At 26.0% G+C, this 25,143-nt stretch carries 20 protein-coding genes; all 20 read left to right on the forward strand.

The annotated features are described in order from the left end of the window. Positions 1–62: 62 nt before the first annotated feature. The 20 genes from CSUB8523_RS05660 to CSUB8523_RS05760 all read left to right on the forward strand — a co-directional run bounded on the left by CSUB8523_RS05660 (position 63) and on the right by CSUB8523_RS05760 (position 25,141). Complete coding sequence (locus CSUB8523_RS05660; protein ID WP_052243678.1) at positions 63–1,439, forward strand: BspA family leucine-rich repeat surface protein; 1,377 nt, start codon at positions 63–65, stop codon at positions 1,437–1,439. A 211-nt stretch (positions 1,440–1,650) separates the two neighbouring features. Further along, on the forward strand, positions 1,651–2,595 hold the full coding sequence (locus CSUB8523_RS05665; protein ID WP_167333033.1) for an ankyrin repeat domain-containing protein: 945 nt from the start codon (positions 1,651–1,653) through the stop codon (positions 2,593–2,595). Beyond that, positions 2,588–4,321 (forward strand): putative toxin, encoded by a 1,734-nt coding sequence (locus CSUB8523_RS05670; protein WP_043019871.1) that lies wholly within the window; start codon positions 2,588–2,590, stop codon positions 4,319–4,321. The genes CSUB8523_RS05665 and CSUB8523_RS05670 overlap by 8 nt, the downstream gene beginning before the upstream one ends. A 10-nt stretch (positions 4,322–4,331) precedes the next feature. Further along, complete coding sequence (locus CSUB8523_RS05675; RefSeq protein WP_082019376.1) at positions 4,332–5,279, forward strand: ankyrin repeat domain-containing protein; 948 nt, start codon at positions 4,332–4,334, stop codon at positions 5,277–5,279. A gap of 46 nt (positions 5,280–5,325) precedes the next feature. Continuing rightward, on the forward strand, positions 5,326–5,787 hold the full coding sequence (locus CSUB8523_RS05680; RefSeq protein ID WP_039663849.1) for a hypothetical protein: 462 nt from the start codon (positions 5,326–5,328) through the stop codon (positions 5,785–5,787). Beyond that, entirely contained in the window at positions 5,784–7,034 is a 1,251-nt protein-coding gene (locus CSUB8523_RS05685; RefSeq protein ID WP_043019874.1) for a hypothetical protein, read from the forward strand. Before CSUB8523_RS05680 ends, CSUB8523_RS05685 begins: the two co-directional genes overlap by 4 nt. Next, positions 7,027–8,082 carry a hypothetical protein gene (locus tag CSUB8523_RS10285; protein ID WP_167333034.1) on the forward strand — a complete coding sequence of 352 codons (1,056 nt, stop codon included), beginning with the start codon at positions 7,027–7,029 and terminating at the stop codon, positions 8,080–8,082. Before CSUB8523_RS05685 ends, CSUB8523_RS10285 begins: the two co-directional genes overlap by 8 nt. Next, positions 8,066–8,710, forward strand: coding sequence for a hypothetical protein (locus tag CSUB8523_RS05695; protein ID WP_043019877.1), 645 nt, complete (start codon positions 8,066–8,068; stop codon positions 8,708–8,710). Before CSUB8523_RS10285 ends, CSUB8523_RS05695 begins: the two co-directional genes overlap by 17 nt. Before the next feature lie 41 nt (positions 8,711–8,751). Then, entirely contained in the window at positions 8,752–9,102 is a 351-nt protein-coding gene (locus tag CSUB8523_RS05700; RefSeq protein WP_039664007.1) for a DUF4299 domain-containing protein, read from the forward strand. After that, entirely contained in the window at positions 9,099–9,734 is a 636-nt protein-coding gene (locus CSUB8523_RS05705; protein ID WP_152822480.1) for a hypothetical protein, read from the forward strand. The genes CSUB8523_RS05700 and CSUB8523_RS05705 overlap by 4 nt, the downstream gene beginning before the upstream one ends. Before the next feature lie 30 nt (positions 9,735–9,764). Then, positions 9,765–12,098, forward strand: coding sequence for a type VI secretion system Vgr family protein (locus CSUB8523_RS09665; protein ID WP_039664009.1), 2,334 nt, complete (start codon positions 9,765–9,767; stop codon positions 12,096–12,098). A gap of 150 nt (positions 12,099–12,248) precedes the next feature. Further along, positions 12,249–13,082 carry a hypothetical protein gene (locus CSUB8523_RS09805; RefSeq protein WP_052243679.1) on the forward strand — a complete coding sequence of 278 codons (834 nt, stop codon included), beginning with the start codon at positions 12,249–12,251 and terminating at the stop codon, positions 13,080–13,082. Next, positions 13,069–14,691 (forward strand): hypothetical protein, encoded by a 1,623-nt coding sequence (locus CSUB8523_RS10290; protein WP_167333035.1) that lies wholly within the window; start codon positions 13,069–13,071, stop codon positions 14,689–14,691. Before CSUB8523_RS09805 ends, CSUB8523_RS10290 begins: the two co-directional genes overlap by 14 nt. Beyond that, on the forward strand, positions 14,684–15,541 hold the full coding sequence (locus CSUB8523_RS05725; protein ID WP_039664022.1) for a hypothetical protein: 858 nt from the start codon (positions 14,684–14,686) through the stop codon (positions 15,539–15,541). Before CSUB8523_RS10290 ends, CSUB8523_RS05725 begins: the two co-directional genes overlap by 8 nt. An 83-nt stretch (positions 15,542–15,624) precedes the next feature. Beyond that, a complete protein-coding gene (locus CSUB8523_RS10295; RefSeq protein ID WP_043019878.1) occupies positions 15,625–16,455 on the forward strand; it encodes a hypothetical protein in 831 nt (276 codons plus the stop codon). Then, on the forward strand, positions 16,442–18,064 hold the full coding sequence (locus CSUB8523_RS10300; protein WP_167333036.1) for a hypothetical protein: 1,623 nt from the start codon (positions 16,442–16,444) through the stop codon (positions 18,062–18,064). The genes CSUB8523_RS10295 and CSUB8523_RS10300 overlap by 14 nt, the downstream gene beginning before the upstream one ends. Beyond that, a complete protein-coding gene (locus CSUB8523_RS05740) occupies positions 18,057–18,914 on the forward strand; it encodes a hypothetical protein (RefSeq protein WP_039664022.1) in 858 nt (285 codons plus the stop codon). Before CSUB8523_RS10300 ends, CSUB8523_RS05740 begins: the two co-directional genes overlap by 8 nt. Before the next feature lie 83 nt (positions 18,915–18,997). After that, positions 18,998–19,759 (forward strand): hypothetical protein, encoded by a 762-nt coding sequence (locus CSUB8523_RS05745; protein WP_043019879.1) that lies wholly within the window; start codon positions 18,998–19,000, stop codon positions 19,757–19,759. Further along, positions 19,743–23,903 (forward strand): hypothetical protein, encoded by a 4,161-nt coding sequence (locus CSUB8523_RS10475; RefSeq protein ID WP_235362547.1) that lies wholly within the window; start codon positions 19,743–19,745, stop codon positions 23,901–23,903. Before CSUB8523_RS05745 ends, CSUB8523_RS10475 begins: the two co-directional genes overlap by 17 nt. Beyond that, on the forward strand, positions 23,900–25,141 hold the full coding sequence (locus CSUB8523_RS05760) for a hypothetical protein (protein ID WP_043019880.1): 1,242 nt from the start codon (positions 23,900–23,902) through the stop codon (positions 25,139–25,141). Before CSUB8523_RS10475 ends, CSUB8523_RS05760 begins: the two co-directional genes overlap by 4 nt. The last annotated feature ends 2 nt before the right edge of the window (positions 25,142–25,143 follow it).

Genomic DNA, 25,143 nt, shown 5'->3' on the forward strand with positions numbered 1-25,143 from the left:
GTTTTCCTTATGATTTGATATGAAAATTTTAGTTATAATTTTATTTTATACAAGGAGGGCTTATGCAAGATTTAGATTCACAACTTTTAAAAGCAATAAACGATTTAAGAAAATCCAATATATCAGAATGGGAAGCTAAAAAAGCAGTCATTTTAGAGCTTTTTGATAAGGGTGCAAGCATCCCACAATATACACTAGACAATCTAGAAACTTATCTTAGTGATTTAGAGCAAGAGTATTGGGATGATAGGGCAGTATATGCAGGCAGAAGCATAAAAAATAGCGATGAATATGAGCTATTTAATATACTTTCAAGATTAAATGCAGCAAAAAGCAAGAAAAAATCACTTGATGGACTTTTTAAGATCGCAAAAAGCAAGGGTGTTACACATACTCCAAAAAACAAAGCCGAGCTTGTAAAATTAGTCAAAGATAAAAATATTTATTTGGGTGATATTGATATTAGCAATATTACAAATTTTAAAAACCTATTTAAAAAAAGCAAACGAAGAGATTTTAGTGGAATTGAAATTTGGGATGTAAGTAAGGTTACAAATATGGATTCTTGCTTTGAAGATGCAAAATATTTTAATCATAATATACAATCTTGGAATGTTAGTAAAGTAAAAAGTATGGAAAGAATGTTTGATGGATGTGAAATTTTTAATCAACCATTAGATAAATGGGATATATCAAGCGTTACAAATTTTAAATATATGTTTTCATGCACAGAAAGTTTTGTTCAAAATTTAGAATCTTGGGGAGAGAAAATTGATTTTAAAAATTCTAGCAAATCAAAAAAAATTAGTTTTATAAATATGTTTTATTCCTCAAAGCTAAATCAAAAGAAAAAATATCCAACTTGGTTTTGTTCTATTAAAAATGGCATGTATTTACCAAAACATAAAGATTTTATAAAAGCTTTAATTAGTAATAAAATTAGTTTAGCCAAGATTGATATAAGTGAGATTACTGATATGAGTTTTTTATTTGATGACATATATGGAATTAATTTTGACGGTATAGAAACTTGGGATGTAAGTAATGTTACAAAGATGAGCTCTATGTTTGCAGGTTGTAAAAACTTTAATGGAGATATAAGCAAATGGGATGTAAGCAATGTTACAAATATGTGGTCTATGTTTAAAGGTTGTGAAAACTTTAATGGAGATCTAAGTAAATGGGATGTAAGTAATGTTACAGATATGGGTCGTATGTTTGAAGGTTGTAAAAACTTTAATGGCGATCTAAGTAAATGGGATGTAAGCAATGTTACAAAGATGAGCTCTATGTTTGCAGGTTGTAAAAACTTTAATGGAGATCTAAGTAAATGGGATGTAAGTAATGTTACAGATATGAGCTCTATGTTTGAAGGTTGTGAAAACTTTAATGGAGATCTAAGTAAATGGAATATTTCAAATGTTACTAAATACATATGAAATTTCTATACTTACGAAATTTGCCAAAAACTTAAATAAAAAGAACATATTAGCAAATAAATAATCCTAACATCGCAAAAATACGATTTAGGAAAAATACAAGTAATTATAGATGATAAAGGTTTGAGAGTAAAAGGAGGTGATTTAAGAGCGGATTAAAAGCAATTTTCTTAAATTAAAACTAAAATTACAAAAAACTAAAGGAAAAACAATGAAAACATTAGAAGATATCAAAGCTATGAACTATCAAGAAAAAGATGAATTAGAAGATCTAGTTCTTGAAGCTATAGATGATAATAATTTAGCCAAGGTAAAAGATATTTTAAAAGATTATCCTGTAAAAATATCTTGTTATGAGCTTAATATCAAAGATGAGGATGGAGACTTCCCTTTATTTGATCCTTATTATTTGATAATGAGAGCTGCATTTGCTTGCGAAGAAAATAATAATGATTTTTCTATTTTAGATTATTTATTTGATGAGTATGGATTAAGTTTAAAAGATCCTAAATATAATTTTTGCTTTACAGATATGAAATACATCAAAGAAGCTAATGAAAAATATGTTGTAATAAGATATATGGAAGATAAGCCTAACATTTACAAAAATGCCCTAATCTATTATTATATACTCAATGCTAAAAACCCAAATTCTCAAATCATACAATATCTAGTCAATCGTGGAGCTAAATTTGAAGTGCATGAAGATGACTTTGGTTGGACTCCTATGCATTTTTGGGCTAGACGCAATAATTATGAATTATTAGAACTAGCTATTAAAGGAGGAGCTAATGTAGATATACAAACCCGACTTATTCAAGAGAGTGAATACAATGAAACCCTTTTATTTGAAGCTGTAAAAGAACCTGAAACTTATAGGGTTACAAAGCTTTTAATCGAACTAGGAGCTAATGTGAATTTTGCTACCCCAAGAACTCCTTTAGATGATGCAAGAGGATCTAGAAATAAAAAACTTTTAAAAGATGCAGGAGCAATGACTTCAGAGCAAATCAGAAAAAAATATAATTTACCAGCATATGATTCTTCTCATTGTGAAATTGATGGAAAAACTGACTTTGATTTATTGGGTAAATATCGTGATGAATGCTCTAAACTTTTAAACGATGCTATAAAAAAAGCCAAGGAGAATGAGTAGAGTGATAAAAATTAACTTTACCGATGTCAATTTTCATATCAAAGAATTTCAAAAGGTTTATATACTAGAAAATTGCAAATTGTATTTTTACAGTCCTTTTCATTTGCAAACACAAAATGGAAAAGAAATAATAAGGATAGAACAAAATAAAAATAAATTTTCTTTTATGGTTAAAAAAGAAAATGAATTAAAAAACAAAATAGAGGAAGAAGCTATAGGTATTGATAAAACTTCAGAGCAAAACCAAATAAAAGCAAGAGAAGAAGCAAAAGATGAAACAATAAAGGATAAAGAAGTATTATTTAGCAATGATAAAAAGGGAAATGATGCAATCAATGCTTATTTTGATAAGAAGAATATTAATACGCTAAATGATGCCTATAAAGAAAGAAAAGATAAACCTTTATCAAGAAATACTGAAAGTTTTAAAGACTATGATATCTTTTATGATGTTTATACAAGTAAAGATAATGATATTAAAAGCTTAAATGAACAGCTAGGATATGATGGCTTTGAAGTAAAAGATGGTATAGCTACAGTTAAAGCAGATTTTTTTAATAAATGCTTTGAAGAAAAAAAATATATTTTAATACCAAGATTAGTATCTTTAGATAAAAATGAAACATTACACTTTGATCCTGTGCCTTTAGAAGATAAGGGCTTTGTAGTGACTGATTTTAGAAAAGGGAAAAAAGATGAAAAAAATATAGATTTAAGCTTTCAAAGAAGTATAGCTAAAATAAAAAATCCTAACTTAACTTTGCAAAGCCCTAAAGAATTCCTACAAGCCTTAAATGACAATAGAGATTTTACAGAAGATGATAAAAAAGAGCAAGCACAAGCTATCCAAGAAGCTTGCGCAAAAAAAGCAGATGAAATGACTAAAATCTTGCTTAAAGATGATGAAAGTTTAAAAGATATTATTACAGATAAGCAAGAATTAAAGAAGAAAATAAGTGACTTACAAGATAATAAAAACAAATCACCAAAAGAACTAAGCCTACTAGGTAGGCTTGAATTTTTACAAAGAAATCAAGAAAAAGCTGAAAAACATAAAGACATGATTGATCAACTTCAAAACCCTCAACAAGCTAGTAATGGTAAGCAAGATAGTGTTAAAAATGCAGATCCTTTAGATATGATGGCAACAAACAGCACCACTCCAAACCAAGAAGAACAAAAAAATAAAACCATCAATTCAAAAGATATAGGAGATGCAGGAGAATATGCTGCTTCTATGCTTTTTACTAAAAGATCAACTAGGTATTTATCTAATAGAAGAAAACTAGATGCTAATTTTAATACTAAAGGTTTTAATCACACCATACCTGATTTTTTAGTAACGCTAAATGATTACCCTACTTTAGTAGAGGTTAAAAATGTCAAAGATCAAGCTTTAACAGAACAAATAAGCTTTGAATTAAAACTTGCTAGAGAATATGAGCTTGATTATTTATTTTTATGCAATCATTACACAAAATTAATAGATAATATAACTAATCTAGAGATATTTAATAAAGGCGATGAAGATCACAAAGGATCAAGAAGTGGTTTTATCTACCACAGACATGCTCACAGAAGCATAAAGACAATATTTAAAGAAATGTATCTACACCATATCAAAGGAGCAACACCTAATAAAATCATGATAAAAAGATTAAATTTAAATGATCCTGCTAATATAGAAGAAGAATTAAACAAAAACAAACAAATACAAAAAAACTAAAGGAAAAACAATGAAAACATTAGAAGATATCAAAGCTATGAGTTACAAACAAAAAGATGAATTAGAAGATCTAGTTCTTGAAGCTATAGATGATAATGACTTAGTTAAAGTAAAAGATATTTTAAAAGATTATCCTGTAAAAATATCTTGTTATGAGCTTAATATCAAAGATGAGGATGGAGACTTCCCTTTATTTGATCCTTATTATTTGATAGTAAGAGCTGCATTTGCTTGCGAAGAAAATAATAATGATTTTTCTATTTTAGATTATTTATTTGATGAGTATGGTTTAAGTTTAAAAGATCCTAAATACAATCTTCGCTTTGTAGATATGAAATATATCAAAGAAGCTAATGAAAAATACATCTTAATGAAAAAAGTAGAAGATGATCCTTGTATCTATGAAAATGCTCTAATCTACGCATATATACTCAATGCTAAAAACCCAAATTCTCAAATCATACAATATCTAGTCAATCGTGGAGCTAAATTTGAAGTGCATGATGAAGGATATTCTGGTAGGACTCCTATGCATTTTTGGGTTATGCAGAATAATTATGAATTATTAGAACTAGCTATTAAAGGAGGAGCTAATGTGGATATACAAACCCGACTTATTCAAGAGAGTGAATACAATGAAACCCTTTTATTTGAAGCTGTAAAAGAACCTGAAACTTATAAGGTTACAAAACTTTTAATCGAATTAGGAGCTAATGTGAATTTTGTCACCCCAAGAACTCCTTTAGATGATGCAAGAGGATCTAGAAATAAAAAACTTTTAAAAGATGCAGGAGCAATGACTTCAGAGCAAATCAGAAAAAAATATAATTTACCAGCATATGATTCTTCTCATTGTGAAATTGATGGAAAAACTGACTTTGATTTATTAGGTAAATATCGTGATGAATGCTCTAAACTTTTAAACGATGCCATAAAAAAAGCCAAGGAGAATGAGTAGAGTGATAAAAATTAACTTTAGCTAAAATAAATTATAAGGAGAGATTATGAAAAATAAAATTTTATTAGATGAAGATATACAAGAAGTGTTTAATTACTATCTTGAAAATGATAATTATGTAAAAGATGCCTTAGATGGTTTAAAAAAACACAAACGAAGAACTTTCATAAGTAACATCTTAAGTTATGAATATAAAAATTTAGTAGAAAACAACAACTTAAAATTTGATGAAAAAGATAAGGTTGTTTTACCGTCTAATCTAATCACTATTTTAGACTATGATAAAAAGAATTTTAATGGGACGATTCTTCGAAATTTTATAAATGATTTGGAATTTGAATTAGAACATATAGAAATGGAACTTTATGATAATCCTGCTGATTTTGAAGGAGGAGATTATTACAGTGAAGATAGCGAATGTGATGAGGATTATACAGTGGAGGATTGGGTAGAAGATCAGGTAAAAGATATAAAAGATTTTATTGATGCCTTGAAAACTTTTAAATGAAACAAACATTAAGTGCCAATCAAGTTAGCTTTCATCTTTTATCTAAAAAAACTTTTAGTGATGAAAAATACCTTAACGCTTGGAGTTTAAAAGGCAATCGCCTTAATTTACAAGAATGGCTTAGCTTTAAAAAAGCTAATGAAAATAATTTCTATAATAAACATTTAGAAAACACCTTAAAAGCTATACAAGAACTTAAAGCTTATTTTAGTGTTGATCAATTTGAAGGTATAAATTTACATGGTGATGATGAATGGTTAAATTTTTTACCTTCAAATTATACTCAAATTTATAATCGCTTATGTCAAGATAAAAGCAAGTATATTTTACACCGATACTATCAAAAAGATGATTTAAGTGAAATAGGAACTCTTAAAAACCTCTCTCCTAATTTTCCTTTTTGGGATGAAAAAGGAGAAAATTTTTCTCAAAGCCAAATCAATACTTTTATAGAAAAAGATAATCTAGCACCCTATTTTAATAAATACGATGTTTATTTTAATTCTTCATTATGCCTTACTTTTAATCTTAATGATGAAAATTTAAATTATCTAATAAAAAATTATGAAGATAGGCTTAATTATGGTTTTACCCCAAAAACCCAAGAACAACTTCAAAAAGAGTTAAATTTAAGCAAAGATGAAAAAATCATCTTAGAACTTGAAAATATTTTTTTAAGTCTTTGTAAAGGCATAAGTGCTGATTATGCCTTTATGGATTTTTCTTATTTTTTTATAGGGTATGATTATATATTAAATTCTAAAAATAATACTTTAAAATCTTACCCTATTAGTTATGATGAGTTAATTTATAAAAGAAGTTTTAAAGAGTATATTGAAGAATATGCAAATAATTATTTTTTAAATTATTATTCTAAAGAACTTTTAAATGAACTTGAAAATCAAGACTTAAATAACAATAGAATAAAGCATTATCTTAAAAACTATAATAAAATTCCAAAAAATACAGCAGAAGAAAGCATACAAGGTATGCTTTCTAAGCAAAAAAATGTAAATATCAACTTTGTAAATTTTATAGACTATAAAGACTATGTTTACAACAACAAAGAAGATTTTTGGAATTTCTCACTAGAAGAAAACTCTATACTTTGGCAAAAATTTCTAAGCAAGGATATTCTAAAACCTTTTCCTTTAAATTTTGATTGTTCTTTAGAAGAAAAACTTCTTTATGCTAAAGATGAGCAATTAAAAAGCATACTTCAAACCCACAAGGTTTTCTATGGTTAAAAAAAGAAAAATCACTCTTGCTAGAATAGAAGATATTAATATAAGTCCTGATACTTCTTGTATGCATCCTATATTAGAAGATAATACTTTATTATGCATACATGGAGGTAAGGTTAAGTTAAAAGCAAAGAATGCTAAAAGGATAAAATCAGATAATACTCCCATTATGCTTCATAATGAAATACAAGGAGCTAGTATAAGTGGATGTGTAAATCCACCTATAGCAGGAGGACCTTGCACTAAAGTAGCTTTAGTATTGGCTTATACTTATTCCAATCATAAAGTAAATCATAAACATTCTGTTTTACAAATGGGTTTAATAGGAGTAAGTAATAAAGGTTATCCTATACTAGCTATACCTAAGAAAAATAAGATTAAATTTGCTCTAACTAAAATACAAGCTAATCCTCTTGCTAAGATTAAATGGGACAAGATAAAATGGGAAGGGATGGGAGGTAAGCTAAAAGCAGCACAAAGAAGGAAACAAGTAAATAAACAACAAGCATTTTTAAAAGAAGTTCAAGCACAACAAAAAGAAGCTAAAAAAGTTTTAGCAAATATGGAAAAAAAGATACAAAAATTAAATGGCATTGATAAATTAAGCAATAAACAAAAAGGAAATTATGGCGAAGTTAAAATGCATTTGCATTATTTAAATCAAGGCTATAAAAGAATTAGCTTAAACAAAGTTCAAGAACTTGATGATAGAATTCATCAAGGAATTGATGGAATTTATTATAACCCCAATAAAAATCCAAAATATATCATCGCAGAAGCTAAGTTTGGAACAAGCAAGTTAAATAGAAATCAAAAATACAAGCAAATGAGTGATGATTGGATAATAAATAATAAACTAAAGCGACTTAAAGATAATGTAGGAGAAGTAGAAGCTGAAAAAATAGCAAAACTTCTTGAAAAAAATAGCAATGAAGTCAGAAAAGATTTATTTCATGTTGATAAACAAGGTAATGTGAATATTAAAGAATTAGATAAAAATGCAAAAACTAAAAACTTAATAGAAAGGATAGAAAATGGTAAGGGATACTAGCAAAGATGAAGCGTATTTTACTAAAGAAATAATAGAAAGTGAAGAATCTATTAAAAGATCCGAAAAAATATTTTTAGAACTTCCTTTTGGAGATAGACAAACTTGTATTTTTTGTATAGAAGATAGAAAAAAATGTATTGCTTTAGATAAATACTCTCGTGGTGATGATATAAACATAGTTAAAAAAGATTTAGAAGCACTTATGCTATTAAAAGAAAAAAATCGTTTAGAAACAGGATTTCGGTGTGGTAGTTATGGTGCAAATGCTATTGAGCTTTGCGTTAGAGTATTATTAGATATGGATACTACTTGTTTGTTAAAATTAATAGAAGAAGATGAGAGAAAAAGAAGGGACATACTCAATAGAGATTGGTTTTTACATTTTATAGGTTCTAAGGGTAAGAATTTAAATTTAGAACGCAAATGTGTTTGCAAAGAACATGAACTGATTAAAGATTTTATAGCCACACAAGATATTGAGTTTTTACATAAATATATGAAAAAACATACAAGGTTAAGGGATCCTTTAGATACCTGGGATCTTGAAGGTGCTACAATTGTAAAACTAATGAATTTGGATAAAGAAGAATTTAAACAGTATAAATACTTTCCTTGTGATTTAATATAAAAATTTTTGGTTATAATGCTATTTTAACACAAGGATATTTTATGGAAGATTTAAACTTTTTGCAAAAACGTTGGGAAGAAGCTTATGAAGCTATGCCTAAACTTTATGAAATACCAAATGGAGCAATAATAAATTTTACCCTTAGTGAAGATACAGACACTATTTTATTTAAAGAACCTTGGGAAAATTTCAAACTAGATAATGAAGATGAGGAAGCAGAATGGAGACTAAGTTTTTTCAGCATTAGTGAAGATAGGCCTTTAGGATATTTAGGGTATAAAGAAGCTTTAGAAAAATTACAAGAATTTTCTTTAATACAATCAGAAGAAAGGGTTTTGATTAGAGCCATGAGTTTAGAAGAGCTTAAAAAATTAGGATTACACGAGCTATGATACCCCCTCAACCCATATTTTTAAATAAACTTATACAGTTTTTATCTAGTGAAAATTTAAATCTAAATAATTTTAAAAAAGATATAGAAAACATAATCCCTAAAAAAGACTTACAATTTTTACTAGATTTAAACACAAAAATCATGGGTATTGCGAAAATAATTATTCAAGATCAAAAAGAAATTAATATACTACTACCACAACCTAATAAAGAACATAAATTACAATATACACCTACAAAATTAGAAATCAAAAAAGATTTTGAAATTGAACTTGATAGCTTGGAAAATTGCAATAACAAGCAATTATTAGATATCATTAAACAAGAATATCCAAACAACACAGTCAAAGAGTTAACCATTAACCTATCAAAGGAAAAAATAAAAATACTTTTCATTATCAGCGAGGTGCCAAAATTTTTAAAATCCACATATAAAGAATGCGATTTTAAAGATTATGGCTTAATGAGTTATATCGAATTTGATAAAATTTTTAATCTCAAAGTCGATGATTTTAGATATTTTACACTTATTACACCCTTTGGAGCAAAAAAAATACAATTGTATTGGATAAATGAGTATGAAAATTTTCAAGAAACACTCAATTATATTTCAATCCCAACACCCCAATAAACTCCTATACCAAAAAACAAAGGTTTTTTAATGAGTACAAACAACTCTTATCTTAACTTAAAAATTAACAAACTTGATTTTAAAATCACAAAAGCCATTATAAAAGAAAGCTTAGATCAGATCTTCTTATGTGAATGTGAAGGTTTTTATGAAAATATCCATGATGATATTTTTAGTAGTAATAATGAATTTGATCCTAGTATGCTTATTGATAAAGAAGCTTCGCTTATAATTAAAAATCCTTATGAAAACAAAAAATTAGATTTTTCAACTAATATTGATATGATTTATAAGGGAGTAATATCTTATGTTGAATACTTAGGCATTAATCAAAACAGTGCAAATAATATCGCAAAAGAAAATTTTAAACAATTAAACCATAAACATTTTTTTAAGTTTAACTTGCATTCTCCTTTAATAAGACTTGATTTTAATAAAGCAAATCGTATTTATACACATACAAATATAATAGAAGCAATCAAGCAAACTCTAGCTTATTATAACACCAAGCTAAATAAAAACATTGATTTTTCTAATATTCATCATACATATGAGACTAAAGAATTGATTTCTCAATACAATGAAAGTGATTTAGAATTTATCACAAGATTAGCACACCATCATGGCATTTATTTTTATGAAGATAAAGATAATATCTATTTTTATGATTTTTACACTCATAAGGGTAAAATTAAAAATATAACATTTAACCCTAACATCAACAACCATCTTAATGAAGCTTGTATTTATGCACTCAATAAAGAAAAACAAATACAGACCAATGCTTTTACTCACTCTAGTAATAACTCCAAACAACCTTTAAGTTTATATTCCTTAAGCACTAAAGAACAAAACGCTAATACACACTATAATGAGCATTATTATGAAAGCGAGTATTCTTTTACGCAAGATATCAATTTAAAACAATCCCCTGCCCTAAAAGAAAAAAGAAATACTATGCTTAATAATATACTAAAAGCAAAAAGCAATATTTATCATCTTAGTTTAAATGAAAGTATTAAAATTAATATTCAAAAAGAAAATACTCAAGAATATACCATCATAGCCAAAGAACAAATTTTAATTGATGATGCTATTTTAGCCAATACTATCAACACCAATGATAATTTAAATATCAAGGACTTAAATCTAAGTAAATCTTATACAAACAACCTAACCCTACTTCCATCTTTTTTAACCTTTACACCTAGTTTTAAATCCAAACCAAAACCTCCAATTAATACCATAGGTATAGTAATAGGAGAAGATTCTAATATAGAAAATCAAAGAAACACCATATATACAGATGAATATGGAAGAGTAAAAGTAAGGATTAATCTTTATGCTAATCAAGAAGAATTAGATAATAAAGCAAACATGTATCATCATAGTCCATTCTTAAGAGTAGCTAGTAATGTAGCAAGCAATCATTCAGGTTTTTATCATACACCAAGAATAGGAGATGAAGTTATTATTTCATTTTTAGATGATGATATAGACAAACCTTTTATCAGTGGGAGTTTGTATAATGGGGTGAACGATCCTCTTGTTGCACTACCACATCATGATCATAAAACCTCCATTAGCTCTAAAACTATAGGAGTGTATGAACAAGGATACAACGAACTAACTTTGTCTAATATAAAAAATAAAGAGCAAATCTACTTAAAAGCAGAAAGAGACTACGATGAATTAGTTCAACATAACTTTACCCAAAAAATTTTAAATGACAAAGATTCTACAGTAGATGGCATTTATAACGAAAGAATTAAAAAAGTCCATACACAAACCATAGATTTAGCTAAAAGTGTCAATGTTGGTACTGAATATCTGATAAATGTAGGTTTATCTAAAGATACTATAGTGGGTCTATCTAATACTTTAAATATAGGAGTGGATAACAAACTAAGGGTAGCTAAAAATTCGAGTGAATACATAGGAGAAAACAAAGACACTGAAATAGGCGCAAATAAAAACACCACTATACATAAAGACGAAACTAAAAATGTCAAAGGTAATAAAAAAGAGATTATTGAAGGTCATTACAATATAAGCACGAGTAACAAAATGCAAGTCTTGAGTGAAAAAGAAATGGATTATAAAAGTAAAGATAATATACTTTTTACAAGCAATGAATCCATAGGATTTGAAAGCAATAAAAATACGAGTATGGTAGCTGATAATATAACTACTTATGCAAAAACAACTCATTATTTAAAGGCCGATAGTGAAGCAACTATACAAGTAGGAGAAACATTTATCAACGCCAAACCCAATTGCGTCATCATTAAAGCAGGTGGGGTGGAAGTAGTGATAGATTCTAAGGGTCTTATTGTTAAAGGCGGGGAAATTAAAGCAGAGTAATAATATAGTTAAATTTTATTTGAAAATAAATACTATATTTTAAAGATTTTAGAATGCCAAATATTAGCAATACAATAAATAACATAAAAATTATCATTATTATTTTTATAGAAAATTTTATAAGCTATTTTAAAACATTAAGGAATATAAATGAAAAAACCTTTTTATAAACTTAAAAGATTTTATATACTTTGCATTATATTGATCGTAATACTTGCTGTGCTTGCAAAATTACTTTATTCTCCTTTATATACGATTTATTGGGGAATGTATCATTTTCCTAAAAAAGAACAAGAATTTAGAATTTTTGAAAAAATGACTTTAAATCCAAGTCCTAAAGATATGATTAAAATTGTAGATGATTATCAGCCTAAACTAGAAGACTTTAAAGATTTAAATGCAAAAATGCAAAAGGCTATTTTTGATTTTAAGGTGGCTAAATTTTTTGGATTTGAGGATAGGTATTACCAAGCTTCTCTTCAAAATTATGCTAGAGTATTTCTTTCAGTGATAAGAAAAGAGCAAACCTATTTTAATTATCTTAATTTCATAAGCAATTTAAACTCAAATGAAAAACAAAAATACCTAAACTTAAGAGCCTCTACTAAAGATTTAGAAAAACAAATTTTTGAAGAAAAACTTAAATTTATAAAGCACTATGAAGAATTTTATGATTATTTAGATAGTATAGGCTATTTGGATAAGGGTTCTTGGTATAAAGGTTTGGCAAATATGATTAAAATTTTGTTATATGGTTTTTTTCTAAATTTAAATTCTGAAATATGTTTTTTTATAGATAGAAACCTAATGTTTGAAAAAATGAAAATAAGTTATAAAGTATTTAATAATTTAGATTTAAATATTTCAACAAAACTTCCCGATGGATTAACAGAGGAAAATTGGAAATATCTACATAAAGAATTTTCAATTCAACAAAGACAATGGATAAATACAACCCAAAAGGCCTTAGATGAATGCAAATGAAAATAATACTAGTGTTAATAATGAAAACAATACTACTATTAACATTAAAGAAAGTATAAAAGAAGCCTTAAGAGAAGGACAAGAAATTGTAGAGAATAGTAGAGAAGTCAATGGATTGTTTAATAATAGTGTAAATATATCCGACAAAACAATATCTTTCTCCCCCAACTCTCCCACTAAAGAAACCCTACAACCTTATATTCAAAAAGTTCAAGTTATTACAGAGAAAGTGGACAACAAACTAAAAATTACTGAATATACCTTAGAGTATATTAACAATGGTGATATAACTAAAGTTTTAGTAAAACTAGGAGAAGAAGTTATACAAGATTTTGTTTTAAAAAAAGGCTTAGATATTTCTAAAGAAATAGCACTTATCTTGTCTAGAGGAAAAATTATTTTTGGTATAATTATTTTTGCTGGAGGAAGTGTTATATCTTACTATTTTTCTGAAAACATTAAAGAATTAACAAAAAAACTGCTAATAAACACTCAAGATTTGCTTAATAAAATCGAAGATAAAATTAAACCTCCTGTTGTATGCCCTAATAATTCTATAACACCTAATGGTCAATGCATTGATCATCCAAATGATTTTTTTCAAAAACTAATCAATCCTTTTTCCCTCTTCACTCCACGCCCCTACCCTAACTATTCAAAACAATACAAACTTGCCCTAGCAAAGAAAAAAGAACTTATAACTAAAACAAGTATAGCTTCTACAACTTACAATTTTATAGACGAAGAATATTTAAAAAACATACAAGATTTAAAAGAACAAGAAAAAATCATTGAACAAGAAGAACAAAAATATCAATTGGATTTAAAACTTTATAAAGAAGACAATAAAATAAAAAATGAAATTTTTAATTCTTTATTTAAGTCTTTAAATGAAAAGCTAAGCTTTCAATTAAAACAAGAAAAAAATACTTTTTTAAATTCCAATCAAAGCTTAAGTATTATTGCTAATAAACAATACCTACTAAAGACTTTAAACTTGCAAGATATCAACAACATCAACATCGATTCAAAACCCTATCTATTAAAAGCTTTATATTTTTGTGAAGATTATGTTTTATATGATAAAGATAAGCAAGCTTTATTTGATGAAAACACAATAAAAGAATTAGAATTTAACTCTAGCTTTTATACTATCTTTATCTCTCATAAAAACAAACTAAATGATACTTATTTAAATGCAAGAAAAGAACTTTATAAAAGTATTGATGAATTTAAAAGACTTGGTTTTAAAGATTTAGAACATGCTTATCAAACTTATATGAGTTCTTTTACTATCAATGAAGAATTAAATAGCAAAGATAAAACAATCAATAAAAACGAAAATAAAGAAATAAATAAAAACTTAAATCAAAAAAGTAATATAAAAGAAAGTATAAATTTCAAAGAACTTTCTTTAAATTCAAATCAAGAAAACAATACAAAAGAAAGTATAGATACTATAATAAAAAACACAAATTTTAACAATGAAACTTCTTTAAAAATAAAACAAAGCAATATCATTATAGATGATATAAAAGAAGATTTTAAGATTGTATCTAATAATGCTACAATAAATAATACTAACTTTAAAGGTAAAAAAATTGCTTAAAATATCAAAAAGAATTTTTATTATATTAGCTTTTATCCTAGCTATTGGTATTTATGAATTGATCCAAGAAGCTTTACAATTTAAAGAAGCTAATGAAAATAAAGCAAGAGAAAATCTTAGTGCTTTAATCAAATGGAGTGAAAACGAAGGCAAGGAAGAATTAGAATATGCTAAGAATTTAAGCAAAGAAAACTATAATCAAGAAAAAGTTACACAAATGATTATTAAAAATCTTAAGATGATACAAGCTAGTATTGAAGATATAAGAATTTTAACCTCTTACTATCCCACAGATGAAGATGTTGAGCTTATGAGACAAGCTGGGCATGTTACAACAAATTCAAATACTGATATTATACTTTATCTTTTATACAATGAAAGAAATATCACAAATCATAAAACTTATTTTTTATTTGATAAGGAAAGATTTAAAGTTTTTGAAGATTTTTTATTTTTTCTAAATACTCGTTTAGAAGAGGATTTTTTGCAAAAAAATATTCATAAGTTTGATAGCTTTGATGTAGTTAGAATCGGAACGTATGTTAGCGACCTAATTGGCTATAATAGTGGATTTACTAGTATGTATTTGAGTGAATTTTTACAAGATTATATTTGTGATTTAAATACCCCTAAAACTATAACAATTTTAAATGGTATGAGTCAAATTAACATTGCTACTGACAAAGTTTTATTGTTTTTAAATAAAGAATTAAAAATACACACTGATAGTCATTTAAAAATGCAATTAGAAAAGGCAATCTATAATTTTAAGAAACTCAAACTCGGTCAAAAACAAACTAATAAACTTAAATCCATACAATCTAAACTAAAAGAATGCACAAATGAATGAGATAGAACTTAACACTCAAAATAAAACCTTAAACGAAACAGAAAAAGACACAAAAACTATTTTTAAAACATCAAGGAATATAAATGAAAAAACCTTTTTATAAACTTAAAAGATTTTATATACTTTGCATTATATTGATCATAATACTTGCTGTACTTGCAAAATTACTTCACTCTCCTTTATATACGATTTATTGGGGAATGTATCATTTTCCTAAAAAAGAACAAGAATTTAGAAATTTTGAAAAAATGACTTTAAATCCAAGTCCTAAAGATATGATTAAAATTGTAGATGATTATCAACCCAAACTAGAAGACTTTAAAGATTTAAATGCAAAAATGCAAAAGGCTATTTTTGATTTTAAGGTGGCTAAATTCTTTGGATTTGAGGATAGGTACTTTGAAATTTCTCTTAAAAGCTATATTGGTCTTTTCATTTTTCTACATGGCAAAGAACATACTTATTTTAATTATCTTAATTTCATAAGCGATTTAAACTCAAATGAAAAACAAAAATACCTAAACTTAAGAGCCTCTACTAAAGATTTAGAAAAACAAATTTTTAAAGAAAAACTTAATTTTATAAAACACTATGAAGAATTTTATGATTATTTAGATAGTATAGGCTATTTGGATAAGGGAGCTTGGTATAAAACTATGGCAATCTATCCAAAAATAACAATTCGAGGTCTTCTTTTATTTCATAACAATCAATTGTGTTCTTCTAAGGATACAAATTTCATATTTCAAAACATGAAAGAAAACTATAATATATTTAATAATTTAGATCCTGATGGCTCAAAACTTTTCGACAAGACATTAAAAGAAAATTTTAGGAATTATCGTAAGGATATATTACCTTTTATAGAAGATACAATAAACAAAATCCAAAAGGCCTTAGATGAATGCAAATGAAATTAATACTAGTGTTCATAATGAAAACAATACCACTATTAATATTGAAGAAAATATAAAAGAAGCTCTAAGAGAAGGACAAGAGGTTATAGAAAGTGGTAGAGAAGGAATAGGAAAAGCAAGTAATACTTTCGATTTTTTTAGCAGTGGCTTCAACCTTTCCCCCAACTCTCCCACTAAAGAAACCCTACAACCTTATATTCAAAAAGTTCAAGTTATTACAGAGAAAGTGGATAACAAACTAAAAATTACTGAATATACCTTAGAGTATATTAACAATGGTGACATAACTAAAGTTTTAGTAAAACTAGGAGAAGAAGTTATACAAGATTTTGTTTTAAAAAAAGGCTTAGATATTTCTAAAGAAATAGCACTTATCTTGTCTAGAGGAAAAATTATTTTTGGTATAATTATTTTTGCTGGAGGAAGTGTTATATCTTACTATTTTTCTGAAAACATTAAAGAATTAACAAAAAAACTACTAATAAATACTCAAGATTTGCTTAATAAAATCGGAGATAAAATTAAACCTCCTGTTGTATGCCCTAGTAATTCTATAACACCTAATGGTCAATGTATTGATCATCCAAATGATTTTTTTCAAAAACTAATCAATCCTTTCTCCCTCTTCACTCCACGCCCCTACCCTAGCTATTCAAAACAATACAAACTTGCCCTAGCAAAGAAAAAAGAACTTATAACTAAAACAAGTATAGCTTCTACAACTTACAATTTTATAGACGAAGAATATTTAAAAAACATACAAGATTTAAAAGAACAAGAAAAAATCATTGAACAAGAAGAACAAAAATATCAATTGGATTTAAAACTTTATAAAGAAGACAATAAAATAAAAAATGAAATTTTTAATTCTTTATTTAAGTCTTTAAATGAAAAGCTAAGCTTTCAATTAAAACAAGAAAAAAATACTTTTTTAAATTCCAATCAAAGCTTAAGTATTATTGCTAATAAACAATACCTACTAAAGACTTTAAACTTGCAAGATATCAACAACATCAACATCGATTCAAAACCCTATCTATTAAAAGCTTTATATTTTTGTGAAGATTATGTTTTATATGATAAAGATAAGCAAGCTTTATTTGATGAAAACACAATAAAAGAATTAGAATTTAACTCTAGCTTTTATACTATCTTTATCTCTCATAAAAACAAACTAAATGATACTTATTTAAATGCAAGAAAAGAACTTTATAAAAGTATTGATGAATTTAAAAGACTTGGTTTTAAAGATTTAGAACATGCTTATCAAACTTATATGAGTTCTTTTACTATCAATGAAGAATTAAATAGCAAAGATAAAACAATCAATAAAAACGAAAATAAAGAAATAAATAAAAACTTAAATCAAAAAAGTAATATAAAAGAAAGTATAAATTTCAAAGAACTTTCTTTAAATTCAAATCAAGAAAACAATACAAAAGAAAGTATAGATACTATAATAAAAAACACAAATTTTAACAATGAAACTTCTTTAAAAATAAAACAAAGCAATATCATTATAGATGATATAAAAGAAGATTTTAAGATTGTATCTAATAATGCTACAATAAATAATACTAACTTTAAAGGTAAAAAAATTGCTTAAAATATCAAAAAGAATTTTTATTATATTAGCTTTTATCCTAGCTATTGGTATTTATGAATTGATCCAAGAAGCTTTACAATTTAAAGAAGCTAATGAAAATAAAGCAAGAGAAAATCTTAGTGCTTTAATCAAATGGAGTGAAAACGAAGGCAAGGAAGAATTAGAATATGCTAAGAATTTAAGCAAAGAAAACTATAATCAAGAAAAAGTTACACAAATGATTATTAAAAATCTTAAGATGATACAAGCTAGTATTGAAGATATAAGAATTTTAACCTCTTACTATCCCACAGATGAAGATGTTGAGCTTATGAGACAAGCTGGGCATGTTACAACAAATTCAAATACTGATATTATACTTTATCTTTTATACAATGAAAGAAATATCACAAATCATAAAACTTATTTTTTATTTGATAAGGAAAGATTTAAAGTTTTTGAAGATTTTTTATTTTTTCTAAATACTCGTTTAGAAGAGGATTTTTTGCAAAAAAATATTCATAAGTTTGATAGCTTTGATGTAGTTAGAATCGGAACGTATGTTAGCGACCTAATTGGCTATAATAGTGGATTTACTAGTATGTATTTGAGTGAATTTTTACAAGATTATATTTGTGATTTAAATACCCCTAAAACTATAACAATTTTAAATGGTATGAGTCAAATTAACATTGCTACTGACAAAGTTTTATTGTTTTTAAATAAAGAATTAAAAATACACACTGATAGTCATTTAAAAATGCAATTAGAAAAGGCAATCTATAATTTTAAGAAACTCAAACTCGGTCAAAAACAAACTAATAAACTTAAATCCATACAATCTAAACTAAAAGAATGCACAAATGAATGAGATAGAACTTAACACTCAAAATAAAACCTTAAACGAAACAGAAAAAGACACAAAAACTATTTTTAAAACATCAAGGAATATAAATGAAAAAACCTTTTTATAAACTTAAAAGATTTTATATACCTTGTGGTTTACTTATAGCTTTGATTATTTTTATAAGCTTAGCTTATCGCCCTTTAGAGCTTATCTTTTGGGATAAGTATAATCATGAAAAAGAATATCAAAATGCTAAAGATATATACAAACTATTTAAGAGCAACGAAGAAGAATTTAAAAAAGTTTTTGTAGAACAAAACTTAAATCAAGAATTAAAACTTAATCAAAAAGAATTATTAAATTATATGCATAATTTTAAAAAAGATTTTAAATTTATGCAAATTTTAGGTTTAGACAATGCTTATTTGGTAGCTCTTAAAAATAAGGATGTATTATTTGGTTTGCAAATGCAAAATAATCTTAATTATTTTTATTTTATTTCCAATAGCACTGATTTAAAAGAAATTAATAATTATTTAAATGTTGTGGATGAGTTTCTTGTCTTTATGAGTGAAATTGAAAAATTACCATCTAAGTATAATCCAGGTAAAATAATGTTTGAAATTAATTTTATGACTTATAATATCTTGTTTTTTGGTTTTACTTTAGATATAAATCTTATGTGTTCTATACCTCAAAAAGAACAGTTATTAGAAAATATGATTAATTCTTATAAAAAAATGAATTTATTTCATGATGCAGATTTAAAATTTCAAGATCAAGAATTATACGAAACAATATATGTAACAAAAAAACTTAATTATTTCATAAATTTTGCTAAAGGAAGATTAAATGCATGCGGAAAATAATTTAAGTCCTGAAGATAGACAAGGTATAGAAAATGCTGTGCTTGCTAAAAAAGATATAATACCAGATTGGATAGCAAATTTTAATAGACAAGATATAGAAGACATACAAGATAAAACTCAATATTTGCGGGATACTGTAGATAGATTAAAAAACACCGTAAATTCCTACTCCAAGCAATATCCTACTTTAGAACCAATAGCAAGAAAAATAAGAATAATAACCAAACCAACAGAAAACACTTTAAAAATTATGGATTATTCTTTAGAATATGTCCTTAATGGCGAAAGGTCGGTAGTTATTAAAGCTATAGCTGAAGGGGTTGAAACTATTGTTTATACAGTTGGTATTTCTGCGACTGCAATTGCAGCTGGAATTGTGAGTTTGGTTGGTATATTATGTCCAGATTCAGCACCTTTGGTAGCATTTGGTGCCTTTGTGATATTCACTAAAGGGGAGGAGCTGAGTTACTATATATCACAAAAAGCTAAAGAAATAATAATAAATTTTTTAAATCCAAAAATACAATATTTTCCACAAACTATCCATCTAGGCAATGGACAATATTATAAAAATGATAAAAATATAGATGAAATATTCAACAATATATACGAAGTCCTTGGTTTCTCCCTCTTCACTCCACGCCCCTACCCTAGCTATTCAAAACAATACAAACTTGCCCTAGCAAAGAAAAAAGAACTTATAACTAAAACAAGTATAGCTTCTACAACTTACAATTTTATAGACGAAGAATATTTAAAAAACATACAAGATTTAAAAGAACAAGAAAAAATCATTGAACAAGAAGAACAAAAATATCAATTGGATTTAAAACTTTATAAAGAAGACAATAAAATAAAAAATGAAATTTTTAATTCTTTATTTAAGTCTTTAAATGAAAAGCTAAGCTTTCAATTAAAACAAGAAAAAAATACTTTTTTAAATTCCAATCAAAGCTTAAGTATTATTGCTAATAAACAATACCTACTAAAGACTTTAAACTTGCAAGATATCAACAACATCAACATCGATTCAAAACCCTATCTATTAAAAGCTTTATATTTTTGTGAAGATTATGTTTTATATGATAAAGATAAGCAAGCTTTATTTGATGAAAACACAATAAAAGAATTAGAATTTAACTCTAGCTTTTATACTATCTTTATCTCTCATAAAAACAAACTAAATGATACTTACTTAAATACAAGAAAAGAACTTTATAAAAGTATTGATGAATTTAAAAGACTTGGTTTTAAAGATTTAGAACATGCTTATCAAACTTATATGAGTTCTTTTACTATCAATGAAGAATTAAATAACAAAGATAAAACAATCAATAAAAACGAAAATAAAGAAATAAATAAAAACTTAAATCAAGAAAGTGATACAAAAGAAGATTTTAAGATTGTATCTTATCACCTTAAAAACCTAAGCCACTTCATCTTAGAAAACAAAGATAAAAATAAAAAGCTTATATTTTTTGACAATGCTTCATCTATGTCAAATCTTTTACATCTTTATGAGAACAATTGTGATATATTTGTTAAAGATGAGTCATTAATAGATATAGCTTTATTAGAACAAAACTATAATCTAGATTTTAATAAACTAAAAACAAGAGTATTTTTTTATGAAAAACTTCTTTTAGGCGCAAAGGAAGATGAAATTTTTTCTTTCAATGATGAAAAAATAAATTATTATCTTAAATATGATGAGAATAATTTATATGCTTTCAAAGATTTAAACATTACTTATGATTATTATCATTGTAAGATTAAGAACTATGTTTTAGCTAAAAATAGTTTAAATATAAAATTAGAACCTAAAAAGATAAGCAAGCACTATGCTTATGATGATTTAAACCATCAAGATCTAAATTTAACCCACAATAACACTAGCATTATAAACAACACTGCCACTTCAAATTACATCAGCCTTATCATACAAGATGAACATGGCAAGGCTATTGATAATGCTAGCATTAGTATAAAAGGGTATGATCATGAAAAACTAATCAAGCAAAGCGTATTAAAGTTAAAAACTAATAAAGAAGGCAAGATAAGATTTGATAGAGAAAAAGACTTCAGTAATTGTTATAGTTTTAAAGTTAGATTAGAAGATAACAAAGCTTATTTAGCCAAACCCTTACAAGATAGCAAAAGAATATTTAATAATTATACCAATCATAAAATAGGACTTATACTTAGATTTAAAAATAAAGATTATTTTAAATATGATGGTTTTTATTTATATCATTTTAAAGGAAAAGATTTAATAGCTTCTTATATGGCAAGAAGTGGAGTAGCTAAAGCTGATAATTTAAAACCGTCAAATAAACAAATTGCTTTTAGTTTTTATCAAGATATAAAAGATAAAACTACTAAGAAAAAAGCATATTTTTACTATGATGATGAAAGTATTAAAGATAAATTTGGAAGCTTACCTGAAGGAAAGTATTATTTTAAAATCAATGAGATTCATTACAACAAACAACCTGATTTTTTAAAAGATTATCCTTTTAGCATAGGCAAGACTTGGGGAAAGTATTGTGTTAGATTATACACAGATAAAGAATGCTCTAAAAGTTTTAAAGAAATAGAAATTTCAAATCCAAATGATGAAAAAGAAAAAAGCAAGAATAAAGAAAGTATAAGTAAGGGGGATTTGTATCTTTATAACATTAATGAAAAGGGAGAATTTGGTAGCAATGGCAGTATAGGAATACTTAATGGGGTATTGTTTGAAAACTTACTAAAGTATTTAGGTTATGTTGTAAATGAAGAAGAATTGCTTTGCGAATTAGAAGTTCAATATCCTCAAAAACCAAACAATAAAATTGTATTTGCAAGTGATAATATAAACCCAAATACCTCATTCGCACCGGGGACTTATATAAGCTTACAACTAGAAAAAGAAAGCGATGAAAAGCTAAAATGGGCTTTTGTAGAATGTGAAAGCAAAGAAAAATTAAATTTATTATTGCATGATTGTAACGGCTATGTTGATGAAAAAAACCTTAAAGTGTTATTTGAAAATGATGATTTGATTTATAATGAAAGCTATGAAGATAATGTTTTATCTTTTTGCTTACCTATAAATAGAAGCAATGAGCCTAAAGAAGATATGCAAGATTATAAATATTATATAGTTGTATTTGCTTATAGCAGTGAAAAAACTATACCTAATTTAGAAGATCATTATATCATTATAGATATGAGCTTTAGAGTTGGAGTTGGAGATGATGATAGTGTAAGAGAGGGGGTATTGAGAGAAAGTATTAAGAATGCAAACGAAAACAATTCAACAAAAGACATTATTTATACAAACTGCATTTTTAGCGTATCAAAAGCTATAGAGTTTTTAATAGCCTGCAATAGATTAAAAAAAAATAATAAAATAGATAACAATATTTTTTTTAAAACTTACCCTCAACTTGCCGGAAAAATCGCTTATATTTATTATAGGTTTGATTTGGCAAATGAAAAATTTATAAAAAGTGTAAAAGATGGAGATGAATACTTAAAAGAAAGAGAGAAATTTTATATAACTGCTTCAGAAATTTACAATCAAAATCCTATTTATAGACTTACCTTTGAAAAAAACATCCAAAATGAAGATGTTGATATAGAAATTATAAAAGATTTTTTAAAAAACTTTGCCAAAAGATTAAATATAAACGAAAAAGATCTACCTATAATTACAAATAATCCTAATAAAGGAAATTCTGGAGATTATGATTTTACAACTAATATTTTGAGTTTAAACACAAGAGCACATTATATTGATTTCATTGATACTATCATACATGAATTTAGACATTTTTATATTTGTCGCATAAACATCAACCCCAATAATAGCTTAGAAAGGTTGCTTTTTTTAAATACAATGGAATTATATATACAATGGAATCATTATAATATTTTTAATGCCTATAGTAAAAAATGTTTGCCTTTTGATAGTGCTGAACATGGAACACATAAATGTTTTATAAATAAAACTTACTATGAAAGCAGAAAAAAGATTGTAATTACAAAAGGCAAAAAAAAGGATTTAACAGCTTCTCCTTTGTATTTTATACAACCAAGTGAAAGAGATACTAAGATTATTGCTGGAAAATTTAGAGAAAAAACAGGGATAATACAATGAATAACAACATAGGGCCATTACCAAATAAAAAAAAATATAAACATTTTTTACAAACCAGAAAAAATTCACAAGCACTTTATCTAGGTATAAATACCAATATAAAATGTTTTAACAATATATGTCCTAGTGAAAAACAAGATTGGTTTATTGAATACTTGTTGGATAACAAACTTGATGAATTTTACAATCCCAAATTTGGTATTTATTTAGGTAAAATCATTTTTAACAAAAAAGGCAATAAACTTATCCCAGAATACATACCTACAAGTATTGAAAATTTAGAAGAAGAGATTATAAAAATCAAAAATCCTCTATGGATAGCTGAAAAAAATGGTGACTATGTCGAACCCAAAATCACCTCTACAACAGAAGGACAAAGCTACCGTATAACAAGCCCAAAAAACCTAGAATATCAATGTAAAATAGAAAAAAATACAACCGTACTAAACCAAGAACAAATCTTATCTTATGTAAATGAAATTCATAGTGAAAATGTAAAAATAATTCAAGATTATATAGAACAAATTTATAAAGATAATGGTATAAAACCTTATGCATTTGATGATGAACTTTATGAAGAATTAGGTAGCCTAGAAATAATTACCCAAAGACAAGTAGAAGGTTTTAAAAACGATCGCTTAATTAAGAAAAATTCCTTATTGCTTGTTATGTTGGATTATTTAGCTAGACAAGATAGAAAAAACAAAGATTATTTGATTACTTTTGATGATGAGTATTTTTATGATTATTTTGTTTTTAGCTTAGGCGGGTTTATATTGAAACTTTCACAGGGTATGCTTCAAAATGAAATCAATTCTCTTTTTAATCCTGCAGCTTATATAGATGATACAAAAATACATTACAATAAATTAAATGATGAATTAAGCAAAAAATATGAAAAAGAACTATTTAATATGGGATTTGAAAAACGAGGTAATTATTTTGTGGATTATTTTGATTATAATTTTAATTACAATGGGTTTTTTGAGATTAATAAATACAACGGATCATATTATGATGAGCTAAATTTGGCTTCTAGTTTGGATTCACCCAATATTATTTGCTATGATAAAAGCTCCATAAAAAAATGCATACTAAGTCCCTCTACCCTAGGCAAATACTATTTTCAAATAAGTAGATACCACGAAGAAGTTTTCTTTGAACTTTTAAGACCATATTATCCTAATATGAAAAACCTTCCTAAAGGATGGAATAAAGAAATGATCGAAAAAATATAATC

This window comes from Campylobacter subantarcticus LMG 24377, assembly GCF_000816305.1.
Classification (GTDB): Bacteria; Campylobacterota; Campylobacteria; order Campylobacterales; family Campylobacteraceae; genus Campylobacter_D; species Campylobacter_D subantarcticus.

What these genes read in the sequence shown, in the direction of transcription:
- CSUB8523_RS09805 (WP_052243679.1), top strand. Translation starts at nt 12,249, where the DNA reads ATGAAAAAACCTTTTTATAAACTTAAAAGATTTTATATACTTTGCATT.
- CSUB8523_RS05745 (WP_043019879.1), top strand. Translation starts at nt 18,998, where the DNA reads ATGAAAAAACCTTTTTATAAACTTAAAAGATTTTATATACCTTGTGGT.
- CSUB8523_RS10300 (WP_167333036.1), top strand. Translation starts at nt 16,442, where the DNA reads ATGAATGCAAATGAAATTAATACTAGTGTTCATAATGAAAACAATACC.
- CSUB8523_RS05665 (WP_167333033.1), top strand. Translation starts at nt 1,651, where the DNA reads ATGAAAACATTAGAAGATATCAAAGCTATGAACTATCAAGAAAAAGAT.
- CSUB8523_RS10290 (WP_167333035.1), top strand. Translation starts at nt 13,069, where the DNA reads ATGAATGCAAATGAAAATAATACTAGTGTTAATAATGAAAACAATACT.
- CSUB8523_RS10475 (WP_235362547.1), top strand. Translation starts at nt 19,743, where the DNA reads ATGCATGCGGAAAATAATTTAAGTCCTGAAGATAGACAAGGTATAGAA.
- CSUB8523_RS05680 (WP_039663849.1), top strand. Translation starts at nt 5,326, where the DNA reads ATGAAAAATAAAATTTTATTAGATGAAGATATACAAGAAGTGTTTAAT.
- CSUB8523_RS10295 (WP_043019878.1), top strand. Translation starts at nt 15,625, where the DNA reads ATGAAAAAACCTTTTTATAAACTTAAAAGATTTTATATACTTTGCATT.
- CSUB8523_RS05760 (WP_043019880.1), top strand. Translation starts at nt 23,900, where the DNA reads ATGAATAACAACATAGGGCCATTACCAAATAAAAAAAAATATAAACAT.
- CSUB8523_RS05705 (WP_152822480.1), top strand. Translation starts at nt 9,099, where the DNA reads ATGATACCCCCTCAACCCATATTTTTAAATAAACTTATACAGTTTTTA.
- CSUB8523_RS05675 (WP_082019376.1), top strand. Translation starts at nt 4,332, where the DNA reads ATGAAAACATTAGAAGATATCAAAGCTATGAGTTACAAACAAAAAGAT.
- CSUB8523_RS05685 (WP_043019874.1), top strand. Translation starts at nt 5,784, where the DNA reads ATGAAACAAACATTAAGTGCCAATCAAGTTAGCTTTCATCTTTTATCT.
- CSUB8523_RS09665 (WP_039664009.1), top strand. Translation starts at nt 9,765, where the DNA reads ATGAGTACAAACAACTCTTATCTTAACTTAAAAATTAACAAACTTGAT.
- CSUB8523_RS05670 (WP_043019871.1), top strand. Translation starts at nt 2,588, where the DNA reads ATGAGTAGAGTGATAAAAATTAACTTTACCGATGTCAATTTTCATATC.
- CSUB8523_RS05695 (WP_043019877.1), top strand. Translation starts at nt 8,066, where the DNA reads ATGGTAAGGGATACTAGCAAAGATGAAGCGTATTTTACTAAAGAAATA.
- CSUB8523_RS10285 (WP_167333034.1), top strand. Translation starts at nt 7,027, where the DNA reads ATGGTTAAAAAAAGAAAAATCACTCTTGCTAGAATAGAAGATATTAAT.
- CSUB8523_RS05700 (WP_039664007.1), top strand. Translation starts at nt 8,752, where the DNA reads ATGGAAGATTTAAACTTTTTGCAAAAACGTTGGGAAGAAGCTTATGAA.
- CSUB8523_RS05660 (WP_052243678.1), top strand. Translation starts at nt 63, where the DNA reads ATGCAAGATTTAGATTCACAACTTTTAAAAGCAATAAACGATTTAAGA.